Here is a 19492-nt window from a genome sequence, read left to right as displayed (position 1 = left end):
GGGCTGACCAGGAGCGCTCAGAGCCAGCCGTTGCGGCGGAACCACCGGTAGAGCGCCAGCGAGATGGCGAGCATCAACGCGAGCACCCCCGGATAGCCGTACGTCCATTTCAGCTCGGGCATGTTCTCGAAGTTCATGCCGTAGACCCCGGCGAACGCGGTCCAGACCGCAGCGATGGCCGCCCACGCCGCGATCTTGCGCATGTCGTTGTTCTGGTCGACGGTGACCTGCGCCAGCCGGGCCTGGAGGATCGAGTTGAGCAGGTCGTCGTAGGAGTTGACCTGCTCGACGGTGCGGCTTAGGTGGTCCTGCACGTCGCGGAAGTACCGCCGTACCTCCTGCGGCACCTCCCGGTTGACCTGGGCGGTGAGCGTCAGCAGCGGCCGTTGCAGGGGCATCACCGCGCGCTTGAACTCCACCAGCTCGCGCTTCATCTGGTAGATCCGCTGGATGCGGCCGCTGCTCTGCCGGTCGAAGACGTCGGCCTCCAGCACGTCGAGGTCGTCCTCCAGTTGGTCGGCCACCTCCAGGTAGAGGTCCACCACCCGGTCGGTGATCGCGTACGCCACCGCCCACGGGCCGTGCCGCAGCAGGTCCCGCTTGGCCTCCAGGTCGGCCCGGACGGGCGCGAGCCGGCAGGCGTCCCCGTGCCGGACGCTGATCAGGAAGTTCGGCCCGATGAAGAGCATCACCTGGCCGGTCTCCACCACCTCGGAGGTCTCGGTCAGTTCGGTGTGCTCGCAGTACCGGGCGGTCCGCAGCACCAGGAAGCTGACCTCGCCGAAGCGTTCCAGCTTGGGCCGCTGCTGGGCCTTGACCGCGTCCTCGACGGCCAGTTCGTGCAGGCCGTACGTCTCGGCGATGGCGGTCATCTCGGCCAGTTCCGGTTCGTGCAGCCCGAGCCAGACGAACCCGTCGCGTTCGTCGCGGGCGGCGGCCAGCGCCTCGGCGTACTGCCACTGGCCGGGGCGGCGTTCGCCGTCGACGTAGAGGCCGCAGTCGACCACCCCGCTGCGTCCCGGGCCGGCGGGCGCGGGGGTACGGGGGGAACCGTCGGCGTTGAGGATGCGGGACATCGCGCGCACCGGGGACACCCAGGCGCGGGGGTTCAGCACCCGACCGCCGTGGAGTGTCGCCGACCGCTCCCGTGCCGCCCGGTCCGTCATGGCGTTCCCCCTCCCGGGTGTCCTGCTGCGGCTTGCAGGCTACGCCGCCGCCGGGATCACGGCTGTGGGCGCCGGGCGGGTCGGACCGCGTTCAGGGGGGTGAGGGGGCGACCCGACCCACCCGGCACCGCTGGGGGCGGGGGTAATGCTGCCGCGTCGCCCAGCCCGTCCGGCGGGAACGACCGGGTCACCGGCCGAACGTGAGTGACGCTCGCAGCATTGTGGGTCGCCGGGCCGGTCGAGGGGAGCCCTCGACCGGCCGACGTCGCACTTTTGTCAGAAACCCGACAGATATTTCAGCCGCGGACGGCCGCCACCGCGTCCGCGAGCCGGCGCACACCCTCGTCGATCCGGTCCGCGGTCACCGCGGAGAACGCCAGCCGCAGCGCGTGCCGCCCACCGTCGACCATGAAGTCGCTGCCCTTGACCACGGCGACACCCCGCTCGGCGGCGGCCGGGGCCAACCGGTCCACGTCCACGTCGTCGGGGAACTCCACCCAGAGGAAGTAGCCGCCGTCCGGCTCGACGAAGGTCGTCTCGGGCAGGTGCCGGCGCAGCGACTCGGCCAGCACCCCGGCCCGCTCACCCAGCGCCGACGACACCGTGGCGATCGACCGCTGGATGTCACCCGAGACGCAGAACTGGTGCACGATCGCCTCGGACACCATGCCCGGCGAGATGTAGAGGCTGGTCGCCTTCTTGGCGATGTCGGCGATCAGGCTCGCCGGCCCGACCAGGTAACCGACCCGGACCCCGGGGCAGACGGTCTTGGTGAAGCTCGACGCGTGCACCACCACACCCCGGGTGTCCATCGACAGCATCGACGGCAGCGGCTCGCCCCGGAACCGGATGTCGGCGTACGGGTCGTCCTCGAAGATGGTGAAGCCGTACTCGGCGGCGAGGTCGAGCAGCTCACGGCGCTTGTCCAGGGAGAGGGTCACCCCGGCCGGGTTCTGGTAGTTCGGGATCACGTGGGCCAGCCGGGGGCGTACCCCGGACTCCAGCAGCTTGCGCAGCTCGGCGGTGTCCAGGCCGTCCGGCTCGATGCCCACGCCGTGGATCTCGCCGCCCATCCGCTGGAGGTTGAGCAGCGTCCGGTCGTACGTGGGACGCTCCACCACCACGGCGTCCCCGCGCCGGACCAGGTGGTCGAAGAGGAACGCGTCGGCCTGGAGCGAGCCGTTGGTGACCAGCACCTGATCCGCCTCGACGCCGTGCTTCTCGGCGATCCACTTCCGCAAGGGCGGGTAACCCACGGAGGTGCCGTAGGCGGTGACCCCGGCGGGGTCGGCGTCGAAGGCACGGACGGCGGCGGCCTTGAGCCCCTCGACATCCACGATGTCCAGCGAGGGCGCGCCACGGGCGAACGAGATCAGCTGCTCGGCGGTCATGCGCACGAGCCTAGGGCCTGGCCGGGCCGCTCCGGCCGGCATACACGCCAAGTTCAACATGCGGGCACGCCGCACGGGGTGGTAAGGGTCGAACCGGTCGACTCCGGTGCAGGTCGGGACGGGACCGGACATCGGCGCGGCCGGCCCGCGCTCGCTACTGTCGGAGCGTGCCCACCGAGCCCCTCCGCAGCGCCGGCGCGTTGATCACGGACGATGGCGTCGAGCTGGCACCGCACCGCTTCGCCGGGCTGGTCGCCCCGGCGGTCGAGCGGGCGTTCGTCGCCGGGATGCTCGCTGGCCGCGACGGCGGCGGCGCCGAACTGAGCCAACGGTACGGCGGGCCCGCCGCCACCGGCTTCCTGGTGGAGTTCCGCACCCGGCTCGCCGCGCCGGGCGGCACCGTCGACCGGGCCGGCTTCGCCGCCGTCAACCGCTACCGCGACCCGGCCACCTGCCAACGGGCGCTGGACAAGCAGGTCGCCCACGGCACGATCGCCCGCCGACCCGACGGCGGGATCACCGCCACCGAACGCGGCGTCGACTTCCTCACCGAGCTGTACCAGGTGCACGCCGAGGTGACCGAGGAGCTGTGGGCCGGGCACGACGACCGGGTGCGCCGGCTCGTCGAGGCGTACGGGCGGGTGGTGGCGTACGCGGTGCTGCTGGCCGGGGAGCCGGACGCCGGGCCGGGGCCCGCGTTCGCGGCGGTCGCCCCGCCGTACGAGCCGGACGGCACCCCGCCGGGAGTGCTGCTGCTGAACCGGATCGGCGCGCTGCGCTACCACCGGGCCGACGCGTACGCGCAGGCGTGGACCGCCGCCGGGCACACCGCCACCAGCGTCGGCGAGCTGCCGGACGGGCCGGAACGGCGGGCCATCGAGCTGGAGACCGACCGTCGGGCGGCCGGCCCGTACGCGACGCTGACCGCCGACGAGCGGCTGGGCGTGCTCGCCGACCTGGCCGCCCTGCCCGGCTGAACCCCCGGCCGGCCCGGGTGAACTCCCGGTTGACGGCGGCCGGCCGGTCACGCGGGGCTATCCTCCACGGTGACCTGGAGTCGTACGAGGGAGGCCCCGCATGATCGGGATGGTGCTCGCGGCCGGTGCGGGACGCCGACTGCGCCCGTACACCGACACCCTGCCCAAGGCGTTGGTGCCGGTGGACGGTGAGACCACCATCCTGGACATCGCGCTGCGCAACCTGGCCGAGGTGGGGCTCACCGAGATCGTGATCGTGGTCGGCTACGCCGCCGACGCGGTCGTGCAGCGGCAGGCGGCCCTTCAGGAGAAGTACGGCGTCACCCTCACCCTGGTGCACAACGACAAGGCCGAGGAGTGGAACAACGCCTACTCGCTGTGGCTGGCCCGGGAGCACTTCGCCCGGGGCGTGCTGCTGGTCAACGGGGACACCGTGCACCCGGTGAGCGTGGAGAAGACCCTGCTGGCCGAGCGCGGGCCGGGCATCCTGCTCGCCGTCGACACCCTCAAGGCGCTGGCCGAGGAGGAGATGAAGACCACCTTCGACGCCGCCGGCCAGCTCACCCGGATCACCAAGCTGATGGACCCGGGCGAGGCGTACGGGGAGTACATCGGCGCGACGCTGATCGAACCGCAGGTGGCCGGGGCGCTCGCCGACGCGCTGGAGGCGACCTGGCGGCGGGACCCGAACCTCTACTACGAGGACGGCTACCAGGAGTTCGCCGACCGGGGCGGCGAGGTGCGGGCCGCGCCGATCGGGGACGTCTCCTGGGTCGAGGTCGACAACCACGACGACCTGACCCGGGCGCGGGAGATCGCGTGCCGCTACTAGCCCGTACCATCCTGACCCCGCTGCACATCGACGTGCGGCGCGGCGCGGTCGCCGACCTGGCCACGATCCTCGCCGACGGGCGGATCTCCGCCGGGGGTGACGTGGCGGTGGTGGTCGGCCCGGGTCAGGGCGGGCAGATCGCCGACCTGCTGCGGCCGTCGCTGCGCTCGGCGGACGTGTTCACCGTGGCCGGTGGCACCCTCGACGCCGCCGACGAGCTGGGCGGCAAGCTCCGCGAACGCTCGTACGACGCGGTGGTCGGCATCGGCGGCGGCAAGACCATCGACGTGGCGAAGTACGCCGCCACCCGGCGCGGCCTGCCGATGGTGACCATGGCGACCAGCCTCGCCAACGACGGCATCGCCTCCCCCGTCGCCAGCCTGATCACCGGCGGCCTCAAGGGCTCCTACGGGGTGCACATCCCGATCGCGGTGATCGTCGACCTGGACTTCGTGGCCGCCGGCCCCGACCGGCACAACCGGGCCGGCATCGGCGACGTGGTCAGCAACATCAGCGCCCTGGCCGACTGGGAACTGGCCCGCCAGGTACGCGGCGAACCCGTCGACGGCCTCGCCGCGTCGCTGGCCCGGATGGGCGCGGAGGCGGTGCTCGCGCACACCGGCGACATGACCGACGACGCGTTCGTCACGGTGCTGGCCGAGGCGCTGATCTCCAGCGGCCTGGCGATGGCGGTCTGCGGCAGCAGCCGACCGGCAAGCGGCGGCTGCCACGAGATCATGCACGCCGTCGACGCCCTCTTCCCCGGCACCTCGTCGCACGGCGAGCTGGCCGGGCTCGGCGCGCTGTTCTGCACGTTCCTGCGCGGTGACGAGCGGCGCTTCGTCGAGATGGCGGCCTGCCTGGGCCGGCACCGGCTGCCACGGCACCCGGCCGACGTGGGGTTGACCGACGACCAGTTCGTCGAGGCGGTGCAGTTCGCCCCGGCCACCCGCCCCGACCGGTACACCATCCTGGAGCACCTGGCCATGTCGGTTACCGAGACGCGGGAGCGGCTGGCAGACTACGCCGGTGCACTCCGCGACCACAGTGGCTGAACCCCGTCCCACCGTTGCCGACTTCCACCGGGTCAACCGGGGCGGCGGCCTGTTCAGCGAATCGGTCAGCCAGTGGCTGGGTGCCGTCTTCGCCCTCATCGCCCAGCGCCTCGGACTGCGCCCGACCGCGCTGACCATCACCAACCTGGTGCTCGGCCTGGCCGCCTCGGTGACCGTGGTGGCGCTCGCCGACCGGGTCGCCGCCGGTACCGTCCCGGCGTGGGTGGTCGGGCTGGTCGCGCTGGTCGGCTGGCAGGTGGCGTACGCCCTGGACTGCGCCGACGGGCAGCTCGCCCGGGTGACCGGTCAGGGCAGCGCGGCCGGTGCCCGGGTCGACGTGCTCTGCGACGTGGCCGCCCAGATCGCCCTGGTCGCCGCCCTGTCCGCCACCGCCGTGGCGCAGCGCCCCTCCACGCCGACCTGGCTGGTGGCCACCTTCGCCGGCACCTGGATGGTCAACCTGGTGACCTCGGTGATGCAGGCCGGCCCGAACGCCGCCAGCATGGTCACCTCGACGTCCCTGCCGGTACGCCTGGTCAAGCTGGTCCGCGACTACGGCGCGGTGATCTTCGTGGCGGGGTTGGTGCTGATGCTCGTGCCGGCGCTGGTGTTCTGGGTGGTCGTGGCGTTCACGGTGGTCAACGGCGGGTTCCTGCTGGCCAGCATCGCCTTCTCGGCCCGCGCCTCGCTGTAGGGCCGCACTGTCGACGGGATCGGGTGCTCCCGGAAAGTGGACTTACCGTGCGGTAGCTGTCCGGGAAGCGTTGACCCGACGAGTGACGAAACTCGATGATACGAGTCGGTCACTCTCCGTCCATCGTGGGCGGGGCCATCGGAGACGGAGCCCCCGCGATGTCACGTTCACGCCGGTCGACTGCCATGATTCTTGCCCTGGCGACGCCGATGCTCGTGTTCGCCGGTGCGGCACCCGCTGTCGCCGCCGCCCCCGCTCTCGAGATCAGCTCGGTGACGCTTGTCGCCAAGGGTGCCGGGGTGCGCCTGGACTACGTGGTGAGCTGCGACGAGGGTGCCTCCGGCGAGCTGCGCGCCACGATCACCCAGGCCGTCGGTAACCGCATCGCCCACGGGTCCGTCCCGCAGTACCGCACCTGGACCTGCACCGGGCAGACGCAACCCCTGTCGGCGCTGATCCCGGCCGACGTCGCGGGTGTCCCGTTCCGCGCCGGAGAGGCCCTGTTGTCCGCCTGGATTTCCGCCTGCCCGGGCGCGAACTGCGAGTACGCCGAAACCGAGCAGGTGGTGCGGATCATCCGCTGACGCCGTTGCCGTCAGGTTCCGTGGGCGGTCCGGACGGGTGGCCTTCGGCACGTTCCCGGCGGAGTTGTTCGAGGACGGCGGTGTCGGCTTCGAGGTCGGGGTGCTCGACCTGCCGGTCGAGGTCGACGACGCGTTCGAGTTCGCGGATCGCCTGGTCGAGGTCACCGTCCGCCCGGTGGGCCATCGCGATGTTGAACCGGGTGACCGCTTCGCCGGCCCGGTCACCGACCTCCCGCCGAAGGGGGAGAGCCTGGTGGAAGTAGTCCAGGGCCCGCTGCCGATCCCCCAAATCGTCGTACACGCTCCCGATGTTGTTCAGGGTGACGGCCTCGCCCGCTCGATCACCCACCTCCCGCCGGATAGGCAAGGCCTGGTGGAAGTAGTCCAAGGCCCGCTGCCGATCCCCCAAGCCGTCGTACGCGTTACCGATGTTGTTCAGGGTGACGGCCTCGCTCGCCCGGTTACCCACCTCCCGCAGGATAGGCAGGGCCTGATGGAAGTAGTCCAGAGCCCGCTGGCGATCCCCCAGACTGTCGTACACACTCCCGACATTACTCAGGGTGACAGCCTCGCCCGCCCGATCACCCACCTCCCGCCGGATAGGCAGAGACTGGTGGAAGTAGTCCAGAGCCCGCTGGCGATCCCCCAAGCCGTTGTACACGGTGCCGATATTGTTCAGGGTGACGGCCTCGCCCGCCCGGTCACCCACCTCCCGCAGGATAGGCAGGGCCCGGTGGAAGTAGTCCAGAGCCCGCTGGCGATCCCCCAGACTGTCGTACACACTCCCGACATTACTCAGGGTGACAGCCTCGCCCGCCCGATCACCCACCTCCCGCCGGATAGGCAGAGACTGGTGGAAGTAGTCCAGAGCCCGCTGCCGATCCCCCACGCGGTCATACACACTGCCGAGGTTGTGCAGGGTGGCGGCTTCACCGGCCCGGTTACCCACCTCCCGCAGGATGGGCAGGGCCCGGTGGAAGTGCTCCAGGGCCCGTCGCCGATCCCCCAGACTGATGTGTACGTTGCCGATGTTGCTCAGGGTGACGGCCTCGCCCGCCCGATCACCCACCTCCCGCTGGATGGGCAGGGCCCGGTGGTAATGGTCCAGGGCCTGCCGCCAGTCCCCCAGGCTGTGGTACACGTTGCCGGTGTTGTTCAGGGTGACGCCTTCGTTGCCCAGGTGGCCGGCCTGCCGGTACATGACCAGGGCATGCTGGTAGTCCTCCAGCGCAGGCCGGGGTCGACCGGTTGCCGACCGCGCCCAACCCCGCTGGTAGTGGGCGCCCGCATCCGGGCCGAGGGTGAGCGTCGCGGTGGCCATGGCCTCGACATCGGCGAAACGCGAGGTACGCAGCCACACCCGACACACCTGGTCGCCGATATCCCGGGCGATCTCCGGCTGTCGGCCGGCGACCGCGAGCCGGTGCACCTCGACCCAGCGGGCGAGGAATCGCGGGTCAGTGGACATCGGCGGCAGCGGGATCGAGGACCCAGAGCTGGTAGAGGGACCGCGCGGCGGCAGCGCATGCCTCGGTGTGTTCGTCGTCGGTGAGCAGGGGACGGACGAGGGGGTGCAGGACGTTGGAGACGAAGTAGCGGGCTTCCTGGGTGTCGGGGTCGGTGCCCTCTTCGAGCAGGCCGAGTTCGACGGCCCGTTGGAGGTGTCGGGCGGCGTCGGGGTGTGGGTGCAGGGCGTGGACGGTGGCGGCGGGGATCGGTAGTTCGACGACGTTGATCCTGGCGAGCATCCGGCGCAGTTCGAGGGGTTGGGAGTCGAGGAGGTTGTCGGCGAGGACCGTCTCCCGGCGGAACCGGTCGGTTTCGCCCTCGATGGCGGCGAGCAGGCCGTCGACGTCGAGGGTGGCGTCGCCGATGATGCGGTTGAGCCAGTCGAGCAGGCGGGGGTTGCCGGCTGCGGTCTCGATCGCCCGGATCCGGATGGTGGGGTTGATGGTGGATTCGGGGCGCAGGTTGGTCAGGTTGGCGATCTTCTTGGTCTGCTCGACGGGGGTGAGGGTTTCCAGGGCCTCGACGGCGAGGGTGGTGCCGGCCGGGGTGGGGAAGCGGTAGCGGCTGGTGATGACGACGCGGCTCGGGCTGCCGGTGTCGCGGATGGCGGCCAGTAGGGCGGGCAGGATCTCGGCCATCGCCGGGGCGAGGACCCGGCTGCCGTCGTCGCGGGTGTCGAGGTTGCCGGTCTCGAAGTCGTCGAACACGAACAGGCAGGGCGTGTCGCCGAGTGGCCCGTCGACGTCGAGCAGGTGCCGCAGCCGGATCGACAGGGGAACCTGTTCGTTGTCGAGCAGCATGGTGGCCTCGATGCTCTGGTCGAGGGTGTCGAAGCGGATCTTGCTGGTGAGTTCGCGGAACTTGATGGCGTCGACCCGGCCGTACCAGACGGCGCGCTGGTGGGTGGGCATGCGTTCCAGGAGCCGGGAGGCGAGGCTGCTCTTGCCGAGCCCGCCCATGCCGGCCAGCAGCAGGCCCTGGGCCGCGCCGGGGGTGTCGGCGGGTTGCCGCAGGACGCGTAGGCAGCGCTGGATGACACGCCGCCGGCCGACGAACTCGGCGCGGGAGGCGACCCGGGACAGTTGGGTCTGCGGGTCCAGGAACTGCTGGTCGGCGGCGCGTACCTGCAACCGCTTGCGACCCTTGGTGTGCAGTGGGGTGACCAGGGGTGCCAGCGGTGACCGGTCGGCGTAGACGCGGAGCAGATGCCAGTAGCTGCTCTTCCTGTCGTGGAACAGGTGGCGACGGGCCGCGACGACGGCCCGGTCCAACGACCCTCCGTCGGCCAGGGCCTGGTAGAGCGCGGCGGCGAAGTCGGTGGCGGAGACGTCCCCGACCGGCAGCGCCCAGCCCAGCACCACCGGCGCACCGGCCTGCACCAGGCTCTCACTCATCGACGGGAACACCCCGCCTTCCGGGGCGTCGGCGGTGAGGCAGCCGGAGACGAACACCAGCCTCGGCCAGTGGCCCTGCATCGCCTCGGCGAGCTGGTCGGCCGTCGCCCTGGTGGGCGCACCGTACTCGTCCTCCAGCAGGAAGACCGGCTGCCCACCGGCGGTGGTGGCGTGCCCGCTCAGGTGCAGCACGTCGAAGTGGCCGGGCCCGTAGTCGCGGCCGAGGAACCGTAGTCCCTCCAGGGTGCCGCTCTCCTCGACGACCAGATCGGTGCCGGTGCGTCGGGTCGCGGCCAGGATCGCCGCTTCCTCGCCCTCGAAGTTGAGCACCGGCTCGACACCTTCGGGTGAGGCCGCCATGAACAGCACCCGCAACGGCCGGTTGCCGGGCGCGACCGGGCCGGGCAACGCCGCGTGTTCGCCGACCGCCCGGACCGGCAACAGCGGCGCCCGCCCGGCCACGGTCAGGAAGGCCTCTTCCCGGGCCAGCAACTCCCACGGCAGGTGCCGCAGCCGCTGCTCAGCGCTGATCCGCAGCACCGCCCCGGCGGGATGGGCCAGCATCGGGGTGAGCCACCGCTCGTCGCCGTCGAGGAACTCCGCCAGCCGGGTCCCCAGCTCGGCCAGCCGGGTCGCGCCGTACACCTTGTAGGCGGTGGCGTCGGTGCTGTAGTCGCGGCGTACCAGGGTGATCAGCTCGTCGACCGCGGCCCGGTCCAGGCTGCGGGTCCGGGGTGGCTGGCCGGCGGCGGACAGCCGCAGCTCGTAGTGGTTCGAGGTCTGCGCGAAGACCTCCAGGTCGAAGGTGCTCATCTGCCCATCCCCGTCGTGGTGGTCAGGTCAGTGCGGCCCACAGCTCCGCCGCGCGGCTCGCGGTCTACGTCCCGGAAACCTCCACTGTGGCGTTTCCCGCGTCTTCTTTGATACGCCTTCGAGCCGGTCCGGGATTGTCCGCCGCCGGGCGATCGACGGTGGACCTCGGGTGGCTACTGTACGTTTCCTTCGTGTCCCGGGACCGCTGCGTGAACCCGCCTCGGGTGACGGCTTTCCGACTCACGGCCGCCTCCCTGCGGGGTAGAACATTCACGATCGGCGCACCGCCGAGCGCCGAGTGCCACGGTCTGCGGCAACAGGGAGCGTCAGGAGGAGCGTGGTGGGATCGGGGACCGCTGATCGGGAAACAGCACGACTCCGTCCCGTCCCCACTGTGACAGCCACCGTTGCCCGCTGGGTCGAGGTGCACCGGCTCGCGGTCGCCGGGCGGCAGCCGGGAATCGCCCGCGACGTGGGTGACCGGGTGAGCCGGGTGTGGCTGCCCACCTCACGGTTCGCGGCTGTCGAGGCCATGGCCACCGCGACCCTGACCCTGGGCCCGGATGCCGGCTCCTTCTACGACCGGGGATGGGCGCGGTCGGCGACAGGTCGGCCCTGGCCGGCGCTGGAGGACTACCGGCAGGCCCTGATCCTGTACCGGCAGGCCGGCCACCGGGGAAACGAAGCCGCCACCCTCAGCAAAACCGGTCACGTGTACTTCAGCCTGGGGGATCGGCAGCGGGCTCTCGACCACTACCAGCAGGCTCTCCCCCTGCAACGGAAGGTCGGTGACCGGGCCGGCGAAGCCACCACCCTCAACAACATCGGCGGCGTCCACAGCAGCCTGGGAGACCCACAACGGGCCCTCGACCACTACCGGCAGGCCCTCACCATCACCCGTGAAGTCGGCGACCGGACGGGTGAAGCCACCATCCTCACCGACATCGGCACCGTCTACAGCCGCTTGGGAGATCCACACCGGGCCCTCGACCACTACCGGCAGGCCCTCACCATCCAACGGGACGTCGGCGACCGGGCCAGCGAAGCCACCACCCTCAACAACGTCGGCACGGCGTACAACAGGTTGGGGGACCGGCGGCGGGCCCTCGACCACTACCACCAGGCCCTCACCATTCAGCGGGACGTCGGCAACCGGGGCGGTGAGGCCGCCGTCCTCAACAACATCGGCGACGCGTACGTCGAGTCTGGGGATCTCCAGCGAGCCCTGGACCAGTTCCACGGGGCCCTCACCATCACCCGGGAGGTCGGTGACCGGGCCGGTGAGGCCGCCATCCTCAACAACATCGGCGCGGCGTACAACAGGCTGGGGGACCGGCAGCGGGCCCTCGACCACTTCCACCTGGTCCTGCCCATCCGGCGGGAGGTCGGCGACCGGGCCGGCGAAGCCACCACCAGGTACAACATCGCCCTGGTCCACCGGGCGGGCGGTGACCTCGACCAGGCGATCCGGGAACTCGAACAGGTCGTCGACCTCGACCGGCAGGTCGGTCACCCCGGCCTCGAGGCCGACACCGCCCTTCTTCGACAAATCCGCCAGCAACGCGCGGAAGGCCCGTAGGAGCCTCCAGCTGACGCCCCGGCGCGGACCGCCCGGCTCGTCGCCATGGCAACAGGCCAGGCCACAGCCGCGCGGTTAGGTGTGACGGAAGACGACTGACAGTTGGCCGTGACATGCGGACGCCTGGACGTCAGCGATGCGAGAATAGGCGACGGTCCAAGACGCAGGAGGTGAGCCGGGATGTCGAGCAGCGCCGAGCAGATGCCTGAGTGGCCGACCGCTGAGCACGTACAGGCTGAGGAGATTGCCCGTCGCCAGGGTGTCCGGCCGATCGCCTCCGTCGACGACCTCGCACGGCCGGGCCTGTTCGAGTCCGACGACGAGCTGGACGACTTTCTCGCTGATCTCTATGCCTCCCGCCGGACCAACGCCGCGTGAGCCTGGTAGTCCTGGACAATGACGTCGCATCGCCATTCTGCGCGGCCGGCTACCCGACAGGCTCCGTACCCGACTGGTCGGTAAGACCCTGTGCATCACCTTCGTCACGCTCGGGGAGCTGACCAACTGGACTGCGCTGAGGAGTTGGGGGCCACGCAAGCTGGCCGACCTCGCGCAGTGGCGAACCGGCGTGGTGCTGCTCCCCTTCGACGAGGCGGTGGCGACGACCTGGGGCCAGCTTCAGGCTCGGGCGCAGCATCGCGGGCGGCCCCGACCGACGAATGACTCCTGGATCGCGGCGTACTGTCTCGTCGATCGGCTGCCGCTGGCGACCTTCAACGACAAGGACTACGTCGACTTCGCCGAGCACGACGGCCTCCGGCTCTTCGACGTCTCCTAGCTTCCGGTGCGGAAGCGCAGTCATCCAGGTCAACTACGCGTCGTGTCGGTCAGATCGTCGATCGTGACGGCCAGCCCGCCGGCAGTGCTCCGAACCGCGGGCCCCGAGGATGTGGCCGACGGCGCCCGGAGTCATTCTCGACGCCTTGTCCAGCAGATCGAGGAACCGCTGCCTACCTCCAGCCGCTTCCGGAACCGGCCTGTCGTGGGCATCCGTCACCATGCGTCGGGTAGCCACTCGCCGGCCGTACCGGGTCCACCATCCGTCCCACGATGATCGACTCAGTTGGGGCGAAGTAGCGGTTTCGACCGCGCCCGGACACCGCTACTTCGCCCCAGCAGACCCGGGCCACCGGGCCGCCGGCTACGTTGCGCCGAGTGCCCGTAGCAGGTGATGCATGCCGGAGGACGGGTTGTCGTCGGGAAACGCGGTGCCGTTGTTGTCGTGACGCTTTTCGAGTTGCTCGGCCCGGCGGGCGGCCTGCTTTCGCAGCGGCATATAGATGCTGCTGTCGATGCTCTTGCCGGTGCGGCCGTCAAGCTTGCGGCTCATCTTCTCGGCTTCGGCCGTGTCGACGAACTTGGTGTGCACGCTGTGATGCAGGATCAGCCACAGCTCGAAACACGGGTTCGAGATCACCAGCCCGACACCCTTGGCCTGAGCGAGTTGCTTGGCGCGATGCAGGTTGGGGTGGTTCTTCGGCCATTCCACATCGAAGATGCACCAGCACTCGTCCACCTCCGGGTCGGCGAGGCGGTCGGCCGCCATCTGCACGAGTGTGAGCGGGACGCCCTGGTCGGGGTGGATTTCGAGGTTGAGGGCGGTGTTGTCCGCGATTTCGGGCAGCTTCTTCAGCCCGTTGATGTAGTCGGGCTCGGAGTTCTTGCCCTCGCAGAACACGACGACCGTGCGCAATTCTGGGCGTCGAGCGACGGTGCGCTTGAGGGGTTTCGTTTCCCGGCGGCGTGGGCTCATCGTCTTGTCAGCCGATCAGGCCGAGCGCCCGCAGGAACTCTGTCTGGTCGACTTGAGGAAGCGCGCCGAACCGGCCGTGCAGGTAGGCGCTTTCGAGGTTCTGCGATTTCCGCACCCGCTCACCGGCGAACTCGGCGAGCGCGCCGAGTCGGGTGGAGCCGTCAAGCTGCTTCTCCGTAAGCCAGACCTCGTCCCGGTTCAGGTGGTTGAGCAGGCTGGTGTCATGCGAGGTGAAAATGGTGTTCGCCGACCGGCTCGGTCGGTCGAAATCGTGGGTGGACAAGATCGAGCGGGGTGTCCGGTCGCTGGACAAGGTGTCGACGTTGCGGGACATCGCCGCCGTGCTGCGGATCGACACCGCCGTGCTGCTCGGCCGGGACGCGCGACCCGCCACGACGACCGCGCGGATCGAAGGGGTGGAGCGGATCCGGGCGGCCCTGTCGACGTACGAGATCGCGCTCGGGCGACCGGCGATCCGCCCGGCGGTGCCGGCCGGCCGGGTGGTGCGGGACGTCGGGCACGCCTGGGTGCAGTTCCAGTACGCCAGGTACCCGCAGGTGGTCGACGTGCTGCCGGGTCTGCTGGCCGGCGTGCAGCGGATCTCCGCCGACGATCACGAGTCGAACCGGCCGCTGCTGGTGGAGGTGTACCGGCTCACCGCGTCGCTGCTGGTGAAGCTCGGCGAGGTCGACCTGGGTTGGCTGGCCGCCGACCGGGCGATGGCCACCGGGGCCGGCGATCCCCTGCTGGTGGCCGCCGCCACGGTGCAACTCTGCCAGGTGTTCCGTGCCTCGGAGCGGGCCCGCGCGGCGGTGTCGGCGTCACTCGCCGCCGCGTACCGGATCGCCCTGCTCGGCCCCGACGACGGCGGCCCCGGCGAGTTGTCGTTGTGCGGAACCCTGCTGGTGCAGGCCGCGCTGGGGGCGGCCCGCCGGGGCGACGACCGCGCCACCACCGACCTCCTCGACGAGGCCGCCGGGATGGCCGCGCAGGTCGGCGACGGCCACGACCATCACCGGACGGCGTTCGGGCCGACCGCGGTGGACCTCGCCCGTACCGCCGCCGCCCTCGACCTGGGCGATGCCGGCGATGCGGTCGCCTGGCACGAGCGGGCGACCCGGCGGGACGCCTGGCGGTGGCTGCCGCTGGAACACCGGGCGGCGCACCTGATCGACGCCGCCCGCGCCTACCTCCAGGCCGACGACTCGACCAACGCCGGCCGGGTACTCGCCGACGCCGAGCGGATCGCCCCCGCCGAGGTACGCCATCGGCCCGCCGCCCGGGAGGTGCTCGCTCAGGTCGCCCGCACCCCGCACGCCCCGGCCACGATCGTCACACTCGCCGCCGCCCTCGGGGTGACCTGACCATGACCGCGCCGCACCTGTCGCTGGCGCAGATCCGCAACCGGTTGGTCCTCACCGCCCGCGCGGTCCTCCGCGCCCACCGCACCGACCCGAATGGTCGCTGCCGGGTCTGCCGGACTACAGGGTGCCGCGTGGCGACCGCCGCCCGCGACGTCATCCACGCCGCCGCCGCTGTCCGCACGGCCGAGGAGAGCGCCAAGAGACACATGTGTTGAAGAGCGGTATGACTGTCAGGCATAAATATGCCAGCCAGTCATACCGCTTCACGTAGCTATGCCGACCAGCCGCGACACGCCCGAGCGCCCTCCCCGACCGCCGTGCGCGGAGATCTTGGCAGGATCGCGCGTGGTCTGCCGCTGGCGGCAGCGGAGTCAGTTGGCGCGGGTGAGAGAGGCGTAGATGGCCAGGTGCCGCTTGAGGACCACGTCCGGGTGGAAGGTCTGCTCGTACCGCAGCCGGGCCGGGGCGGACAGCAGCGCGGCACCGGCCCGCGCGACCGGGAGCGCGGCGGCCAGCGCGGCCGGGTCCGGCGGGACCACCCAGCCGGCGGTGCCGCCGACCAGGCCGACCGGGACCGCCGGCGGACCGGCCGGCGGCGGGGCGTGGCCGGCGACCGCCGACGCGACGGCGGCCGGGCCGGTGCCGGCGGGCTCGTGCGGGGCGTCCGCGCCGACCAGGTACGGGATGCCGCCGAGCGCGGTGCCGAGCACCGGCCGCCCACTGGCCAACGCCTCGATGATCACGGTGGGCAGGACGTCGTGCCACATCGAGGCGGCGATCACCACGGCACTCGCCTCGACGGCGGCGCGTACCCCGGCCCGGTCGAGCTGGCCCAGGTAGACGACGTCGGCGCGCTCGGCGGCGGCGGCCTCGACCAGCGGGCGCAGCTCGCCGTCACCGGCCACCCGCAGCGTGCCGAGGCTGCCCACCGGGTGCCGCCGCCAGGCGTCCAACAGCAGGTCGAGGCCCTTCTCCGGGGTGAGCCGGGCCAGATAGAGGAAACCGTCGCCGAGCGGGGTGGGTGCGCCCGGGTCGGGTACCGCGTTCGGCTTGACCACGATCCGCTCGGCCGGGATGCCGTAGTCGGTCAGGTGGTCGGCGATGGCCGAGGTGAGCGCGATGAACCGGTCCACCGAACGCCAGGTGCCCCGGTGCACGGCCAGGGTGGCCGCCATCAGCGCGCTCTGCGCCCGGGAATCCCGGTAGCAGCGGTGCACGATCGACGGCACCGCCAGCGCCCGGCCCTTGCAGTCCTGGCAGATGACGCCGTCGCGGAAGTAGATCCCCGACGAGCAGACCTGCCGGTAGTTGTGCACCGTCTGCACCACCGGCACCCCGTGTTTGTGCGCGGTCCGCACCACCCACGGCGAGAGCAGGGGGTACGGGTTGTGCAGGTGCAGCACGTCCGGCCGGTGCTCGGTGAGCAGCCGGGACAGGTCCTGCTGGGCGCGCGGGGCGTAGATCGGTGAGATCGGCAGCAGCGCCTTGGCCGACTTCGGCATCGACGGGATCTCGTCCGAGCTGCGGATGAACGGCAGCACCTCGACCCCGGCCGCGGTGAGCTGCCCGATCTCCGAGTCGACCATCGTGTTCTCACCCGACGGCTGGGCTTCCCGGTACCGGTTGTGCGCCACCACGATTCTCACGGGAAAGAAGGCTACCGTTGGCTCGTGCCCGAACTACCGGAGGTGGAGGCGCTCGCGGGGTACCTGCGTGAGCGTGCCGTGGGGCGACGCGTCGACCGGGTCGAGGTCGCCGCGATCAGCGCCCTGAAGACGTACGACCCGGCGCCCACGGCGGTGTCGGGCCGGGCGGTGGCCGACGCCCGGCGGCACGGCAAGTTCCTCGACGTGATCTTCGACGGTGACCTGCACCTGGTGGTGCACCTGGCCCGCGCCGGCTGGCTGCACTACCGGGAGGCGTTCCCGTCGACCACCCCGCTGCGCCCCGGCAAGGGCCCGATCGCCCTGCGGGTACGCCTCGACGACGGCTCCGGGTTCGACCTCACCGAGGCGGGCACCCAGAAGAAGCTCGCCGCGTACCTGGTGACCGACCCGGCGCAGGTCCCCGGGGTCGCCAAGCTCGGGCCGGACGCGCTCGACGCCGACCTGGCCACCTTCACCGAACGGCTGCGCAGCCGGCGGGGGCAGGTCAAGGGGGTGCTCACCGACCAGGCGGTGCTCGCCGGGGTCGGCAACGCGTACTCCGACGAGATCCTGCACGCGGCGAAGCTGTCCCCGTTCGCGATCACCGACCGGCTCACCGACGACCAGCTCGCCACCCTGCACGCCGCCACCCGCACGGTGCTGGGCGACGCGGTACGCCGCTCGGCCGGGCACCGGGCGGCGGAGCTGAAGGGCGAGAAGCGTTCCGGGCTGAAGGTGCACGCCCGCACCGGACTGCCCTGCCCGGTCTGTGGCGACACCGTGCGGGAAGTCTCGTTCGCCGACTCCAGCCTCCAGTACTGCCCGACGTGCCAGACCGGAGGAAAACCGCTCGCTGACCGTCGGTTGTCCCGTCTCGTACGGTGAGTCACATCGCGCCATTGTTACGGAGAGGTATCGTCCCTGGCGCGCGGAACGTCCCCGTCCGCGCTCTACCCCGGCGGCCGTCCATCGGTATAGTGGCTCGGTCCCCGGCTTCGAAAACTGACGTGAAGTCGGCCGGTTCCCCATCGGCAACGCCATACGCAAAGCCCCCCGGCTCCGCGTTTGACCCGCTGCCAGCGTGGGAGACTGGAACGGTGGGCGACCCGGGCCCCTCACGGCGAGTGAGCGGCGCGTGTCATGCGGGAGGACATGGGTTGAGGTGACGACAAGCCTCCAGCGCCCGGTAACCAACACAGGCCGGAGCAGACTCGTGCGGCACGTGGACAGCTTCGAGATCCAGCCGCCGACACCGCCGTCGCACAACGGGGTGCCCCGGTCGGCCTGGGCTCGTGCCCGACGCCGGGTGTCCCGCTGGCACCGGCCGTACACGGCGGCGCTGCTGCTGCTCGACTTCGCCGCCGTGGTGCTGGCCGACTGGATCGCCCAGGAGGCGTTCGGTCAGGCGCGGGCGGGCTTCTACAACGCGCAGGCGGACCCGACCTGGTTCTACACCGTGGTCTTCCTGCTGGTGCCGCTCGGCTGGCTGGTGGCCCTGTGGGGCAACCGGGCCTACGACCGGCGTTACCTCGGCCTCGGCCCGGAGGAGTACAAGCGGGTCATCCGGGGTGGGGTCGCGGTCACCGCGACCGTGTCGTTCGTCGCCTTCGCCACCAAGACCGACCTCTCGCGTTACACGGTGGGTTTCGCCCTGGCCGGGGCGTTGGTGCTGGTGCTCCTCTTCCGGATCACCGCGCGGTTCGTGCTGCACCGCATCCGGGGTCGAGCCGGACACGCCGGGCACCGGATGGTGCTGGTGGGCACCCTGCCGGAGTGCCTGGAGGTCTACACGGCGGTCACCCGCAACCCGAGCGCCGGCCTGGTGCCGGTGGCCATCCACATCACCGACGGGTACGCCGCCGCCCGGGGCATCCAGACCCCCGTCCCGGTGTACGCCGGGCGGGACGTGCTGGCCCTGGTGCGGGAGGTCGGCGGGGACACCATCGCGGTCTGCGGCTCGGCCAGCGCCGAACCGGGTGAGCTGCGCCGGCTGGCCTGGCAACTGGAGGGCTCCGGCGTCGACCTGGTGGTCGCCCCGCAGCTCACCGACATCGCCGGCCCCCGGGTGCACATCCGCCCGATCGAGGGCCTGCCGCTGCTGCACGTGGAGGAGCCGACCCTGTCCGGGCCGGCGCTGCTGGCCAAGAACCTGATGGACCGGATCGCCGCCGGGCTGGGCCTGCTGCTGCTCGTCCCGGTCTTCCTCGCCATCGGGCTGGCCATCCGGCTGTCCGACCCCGGGCCGGTCTTCTTCCGCCAGCCTCGGGTGGGCCACGAGGGGCGGACCTTCCGGGTGTGGAAGTTCCGCACCATGTACGTCAACGCCGAAGAACGGCTCGCCGGCCTGGTCGACCAGAACGAAACCGACGGCATGCTGTTCAAGATGAAGCAGGACCCCCGGGTGTTCCCGGTGGGCCGCTTCCTGCGCGCCACCTCGCTCGACGAACTGCCCCAGCTGATCAACGTGCTGTGGGGGGAGATGTCGCTGGTGGGGCCGCGTCCGCTGCCCGCCGACGACGGCGACTTCCTCGGCGACGTACGGCGGCGGCTGCTGGTCCGCCCCGGGATGACCGGGCTGTGGCAGGTGTCCGGCCGCTCCGACCTGTCCTGGGACGAGGCGGTCCGGCTCGACCTCTACTACGTCGACAACTGGTCGCTGGCGTACGACCTGAGCATCCTGTGGCGCACGGTCGGTGTGGTGCTGGCCCGCAAGGGCGCGTACTGAACCCCTTGGC

Annotated in this window: 19 protein-coding genes; 12 read left to right on the top strand and 7 right to left on the bottom strand. The window is 71.3% G+C overall.

From position 1 onward, the window contains the following. Nucleotides 1-17: 17 nt before the first annotated feature. Nucleotides 18-1166, bottom strand: a complete 1149-nt coding sequence (gene corA / locus ACN260_RS30035) for a magnesium/cobalt transporter CorA (RefSeq protein ID WP_422754099.1) — start codon at nt 1164-1166, stop codon at nt 18-20. 296 nt (nt 1167-1462) lie between these two features. Beyond that, complete coding sequence (locus tag ACN260_RS30030; protein WP_422754098.1) at nt 1463-2557, bottom strand: PLP-dependent aminotransferase family protein; 1095 nt, start codon at nt 2555-2557, stop codon at nt 1463-1465. Between the two features lie 167 nt (nt 2558-2724). On the opposite strand from ACN260_RS30030, the gene ACN260_RS30025 reads away from it, so the two are divergent. The 5 genes from ACN260_RS30025 (at nt 2725) to ACN260_RS30005 (ending at nt 6699) form a co-directional block, all read left to right on the top strand. Beyond that, on the top strand, nt 2725-3534 hold the full coding sequence (locus ACN260_RS30025; RefSeq protein ID WP_422754097.1) for a hypothetical protein: 810 nt from the start codon (nt 2725-2727) through the stop codon (nt 3532-3534). Between the two features lie 100 nt (nt 3535-3634). Beyond that, on the top strand, nt 3635-4366 hold the full coding sequence (locus tag ACN260_RS30020; protein ID WP_357924618.1) for a phosphocholine cytidylyltransferase family protein: 732 nt from the start codon (nt 3635-3637) through the stop codon (nt 4364-4366). Beyond that, entirely contained in the window at nt 4354-5421 is a 1068-nt protein-coding gene (locus ACN260_RS30015; RefSeq protein ID WP_422754096.1) for an iron-containing alcohol dehydrogenase family protein, read from the top strand. Before ACN260_RS30020 ends, ACN260_RS30015 begins: the two co-directional genes overlap by 13 nt. Then, nucleotides 5396-6115 (top strand): CDP-alcohol phosphatidyltransferase family protein, encoded by a 720-nt coding sequence (locus ACN260_RS30010; protein ID WP_422754095.1) that lies wholly within the window; start codon nt 5396-5398, stop codon nt 6113-6115. Before ACN260_RS30015 ends, ACN260_RS30010 begins: the two co-directional genes overlap by 26 nt. 185 nt (nt 6116-6300) lie before the next feature. Then, nucleotides 6301-6699 (top strand): hypothetical protein, encoded by a 399-nt coding sequence (locus tag ACN260_RS30005; protein ID WP_422754094.1) that lies wholly within the window; start codon nt 6301-6303, stop codon nt 6697-6699. Here ACN260_RS30005 and ACN260_RS30000 read toward each other — a convergent pair. Together ACN260_RS30000 and ACN260_RS29995 are read right to left on the bottom strand one after the other, a co-directional pair. Continuing rightward, the gene (locus ACN260_RS30000; protein WP_422754093.1) at nt 6689-8167 is read right to left on the bottom strand and encodes a tetratricopeptide repeat protein; all 1479 of its coding nucleotides are present in this window, start codon (nt 8165-8167) and stop codon (nt 6689-6691) included. The genes ACN260_RS30005 and ACN260_RS30000 overlap by 11 nt on opposite strands. Next, a complete protein-coding gene (locus ACN260_RS29995) occupies nt 8157-10415 on the bottom strand; it encodes a CHAT domain-containing protein (protein ID WP_422754092.1) in 2259 nt (752 codons plus the stop codon). Before ACN260_RS29995 ends, ACN260_RS30000 begins: the two co-directional genes overlap by 11 nt. Nucleotides 10416-10809: 394 nt before the next feature. Here ACN260_RS29995 and ACN260_RS29990 point away from each other — a divergent pair, with 394 nt between their 5' ends. The 3 genes from ACN260_RS29990 (at nt 10810) to ACN260_RS29980 (ending at nt 12772) form a co-directional block, all read left to right on the top strand. Beyond that, nucleotides 10810-11994 (top strand): tetratricopeptide repeat protein, encoded by a 1185-nt coding sequence (locus tag ACN260_RS29990; protein WP_422754091.1) that lies wholly within the window; start codon nt 10810-10812, stop codon nt 11992-11994. Between the two features lie 180 nt (nt 11995-12174). Then, nucleotides 12175-12372, top strand: coding sequence for a hypothetical protein (locus ACN260_RS29985; RefSeq protein WP_422754090.1), 198 nt, complete (start codon nt 12175-12177; stop codon nt 12370-12372). Nucleotides 12373-12400: 28 nt separating this feature from the next. Continuing rightward, nucleotides 12401-12772: a PIN domain-containing protein gene (locus ACN260_RS29980; RefSeq protein ID WP_422756877.1), complete on the top strand. Its 372-nt coding sequence runs from the start codon at nt 12401-12403 to the stop codon at nt 12770-12772. 363 nt (nt 12773-13135) lie between these two features. Here the strand turns inward: ACN260_RS29980 and ACN260_RS29975 are convergent, their stop codons facing one another. Together ACN260_RS29975 and ACN260_RS29970 are read right to left on the bottom strand one after the other, a co-directional pair. Next, nucleotides 13136-13747, bottom strand: coding sequence for an RloB family protein (locus ACN260_RS29975; protein ID WP_422754089.1), 612 nt, complete (start codon nt 13745-13747; stop codon nt 13136-13138). Nucleotides 13748-13754: 7 nt separating this feature from the next. Next, nucleotides 13755-14030 (bottom strand): AAA family ATPase, encoded by a 276-nt coding sequence (locus ACN260_RS29970; protein WP_422754088.1) that lies wholly within the window; start codon nt 14028-14030, stop codon nt 13755-13757. Between ACN260_RS29970 and ACN260_RS29965 the strand changes: the two genes are divergently transcribed. Beyond that, nucleotides 14023-15111, top strand: coding sequence for an XRE family transcriptional regulator (locus ACN260_RS29965; protein WP_422754087.1), 1089 nt, complete (start codon nt 14023-14025; stop codon nt 15109-15111). The genes ACN260_RS29970 and ACN260_RS29965 overlap by 8 nt on opposite strands. A gap of 2 nt (nt 15112-15113) precedes the next feature. Further along, nucleotides 15114-15326 carry a hypothetical protein gene (locus ACN260_RS29960; RefSeq protein WP_422754086.1) on the top strand — a complete coding sequence of 71 codons (213 nt, stop codon included), beginning with the start codon at nt 15114-15116 and terminating at the stop codon, nt 15324-15326. Between the two features lie 156 nt (nt 15327-15482). On the opposite strand, the gene ACN260_RS29955 is transcribed toward ACN260_RS29960, so the two are convergent. Beyond that, nucleotides 15483-16757 (bottom strand): glycosyltransferase, encoded by a 1275-nt coding sequence (locus tag ACN260_RS29955; RefSeq protein WP_422754085.1) that lies wholly within the window; start codon nt 16755-16757, stop codon nt 15483-15485. A gap of 24 nt (nt 16758-16781) precedes the next feature. Here ACN260_RS29955 and ACN260_RS29950 point away from each other — a divergent pair, with 24 nt between their 5' ends. Next, nucleotides 16782-17642 carry an Fpg/Nei family DNA glycosylase gene (locus tag ACN260_RS29950; protein WP_088643573.1) on the top strand — a complete coding sequence of 287 codons (861 nt, stop codon included), beginning with the start codon at nt 16782-16784 and terminating at the stop codon, nt 17640-17642. 328 nt (nt 17643-17970) lie between these two features. Further along, nucleotides 17971-19482 carry a sugar transferase gene (locus ACN260_RS29945; protein ID WP_422754084.1) on the top strand — a complete coding sequence of 504 codons (1512 nt, stop codon included), beginning with the start codon at nt 17971-17973 and terminating at the stop codon, nt 19480-19482. Nucleotides 19483-19492 lie beyond the last annotated feature (10 nt).

It is taken from the genome of Micromonospora sp. WMMD708 (assembly GCF_049315245.1).
Lineage (GTDB): Bacteria > Actinomycetota > Actinomycetes > Mycobacteriales > Micromonosporaceae > Micromonospora > Micromonospora wenchangensis.
The sequence above is the reverse complement of the archived record's forward strand: the minus strand, read 5'-3'. Positions and strand labels throughout refer to the sequence as shown.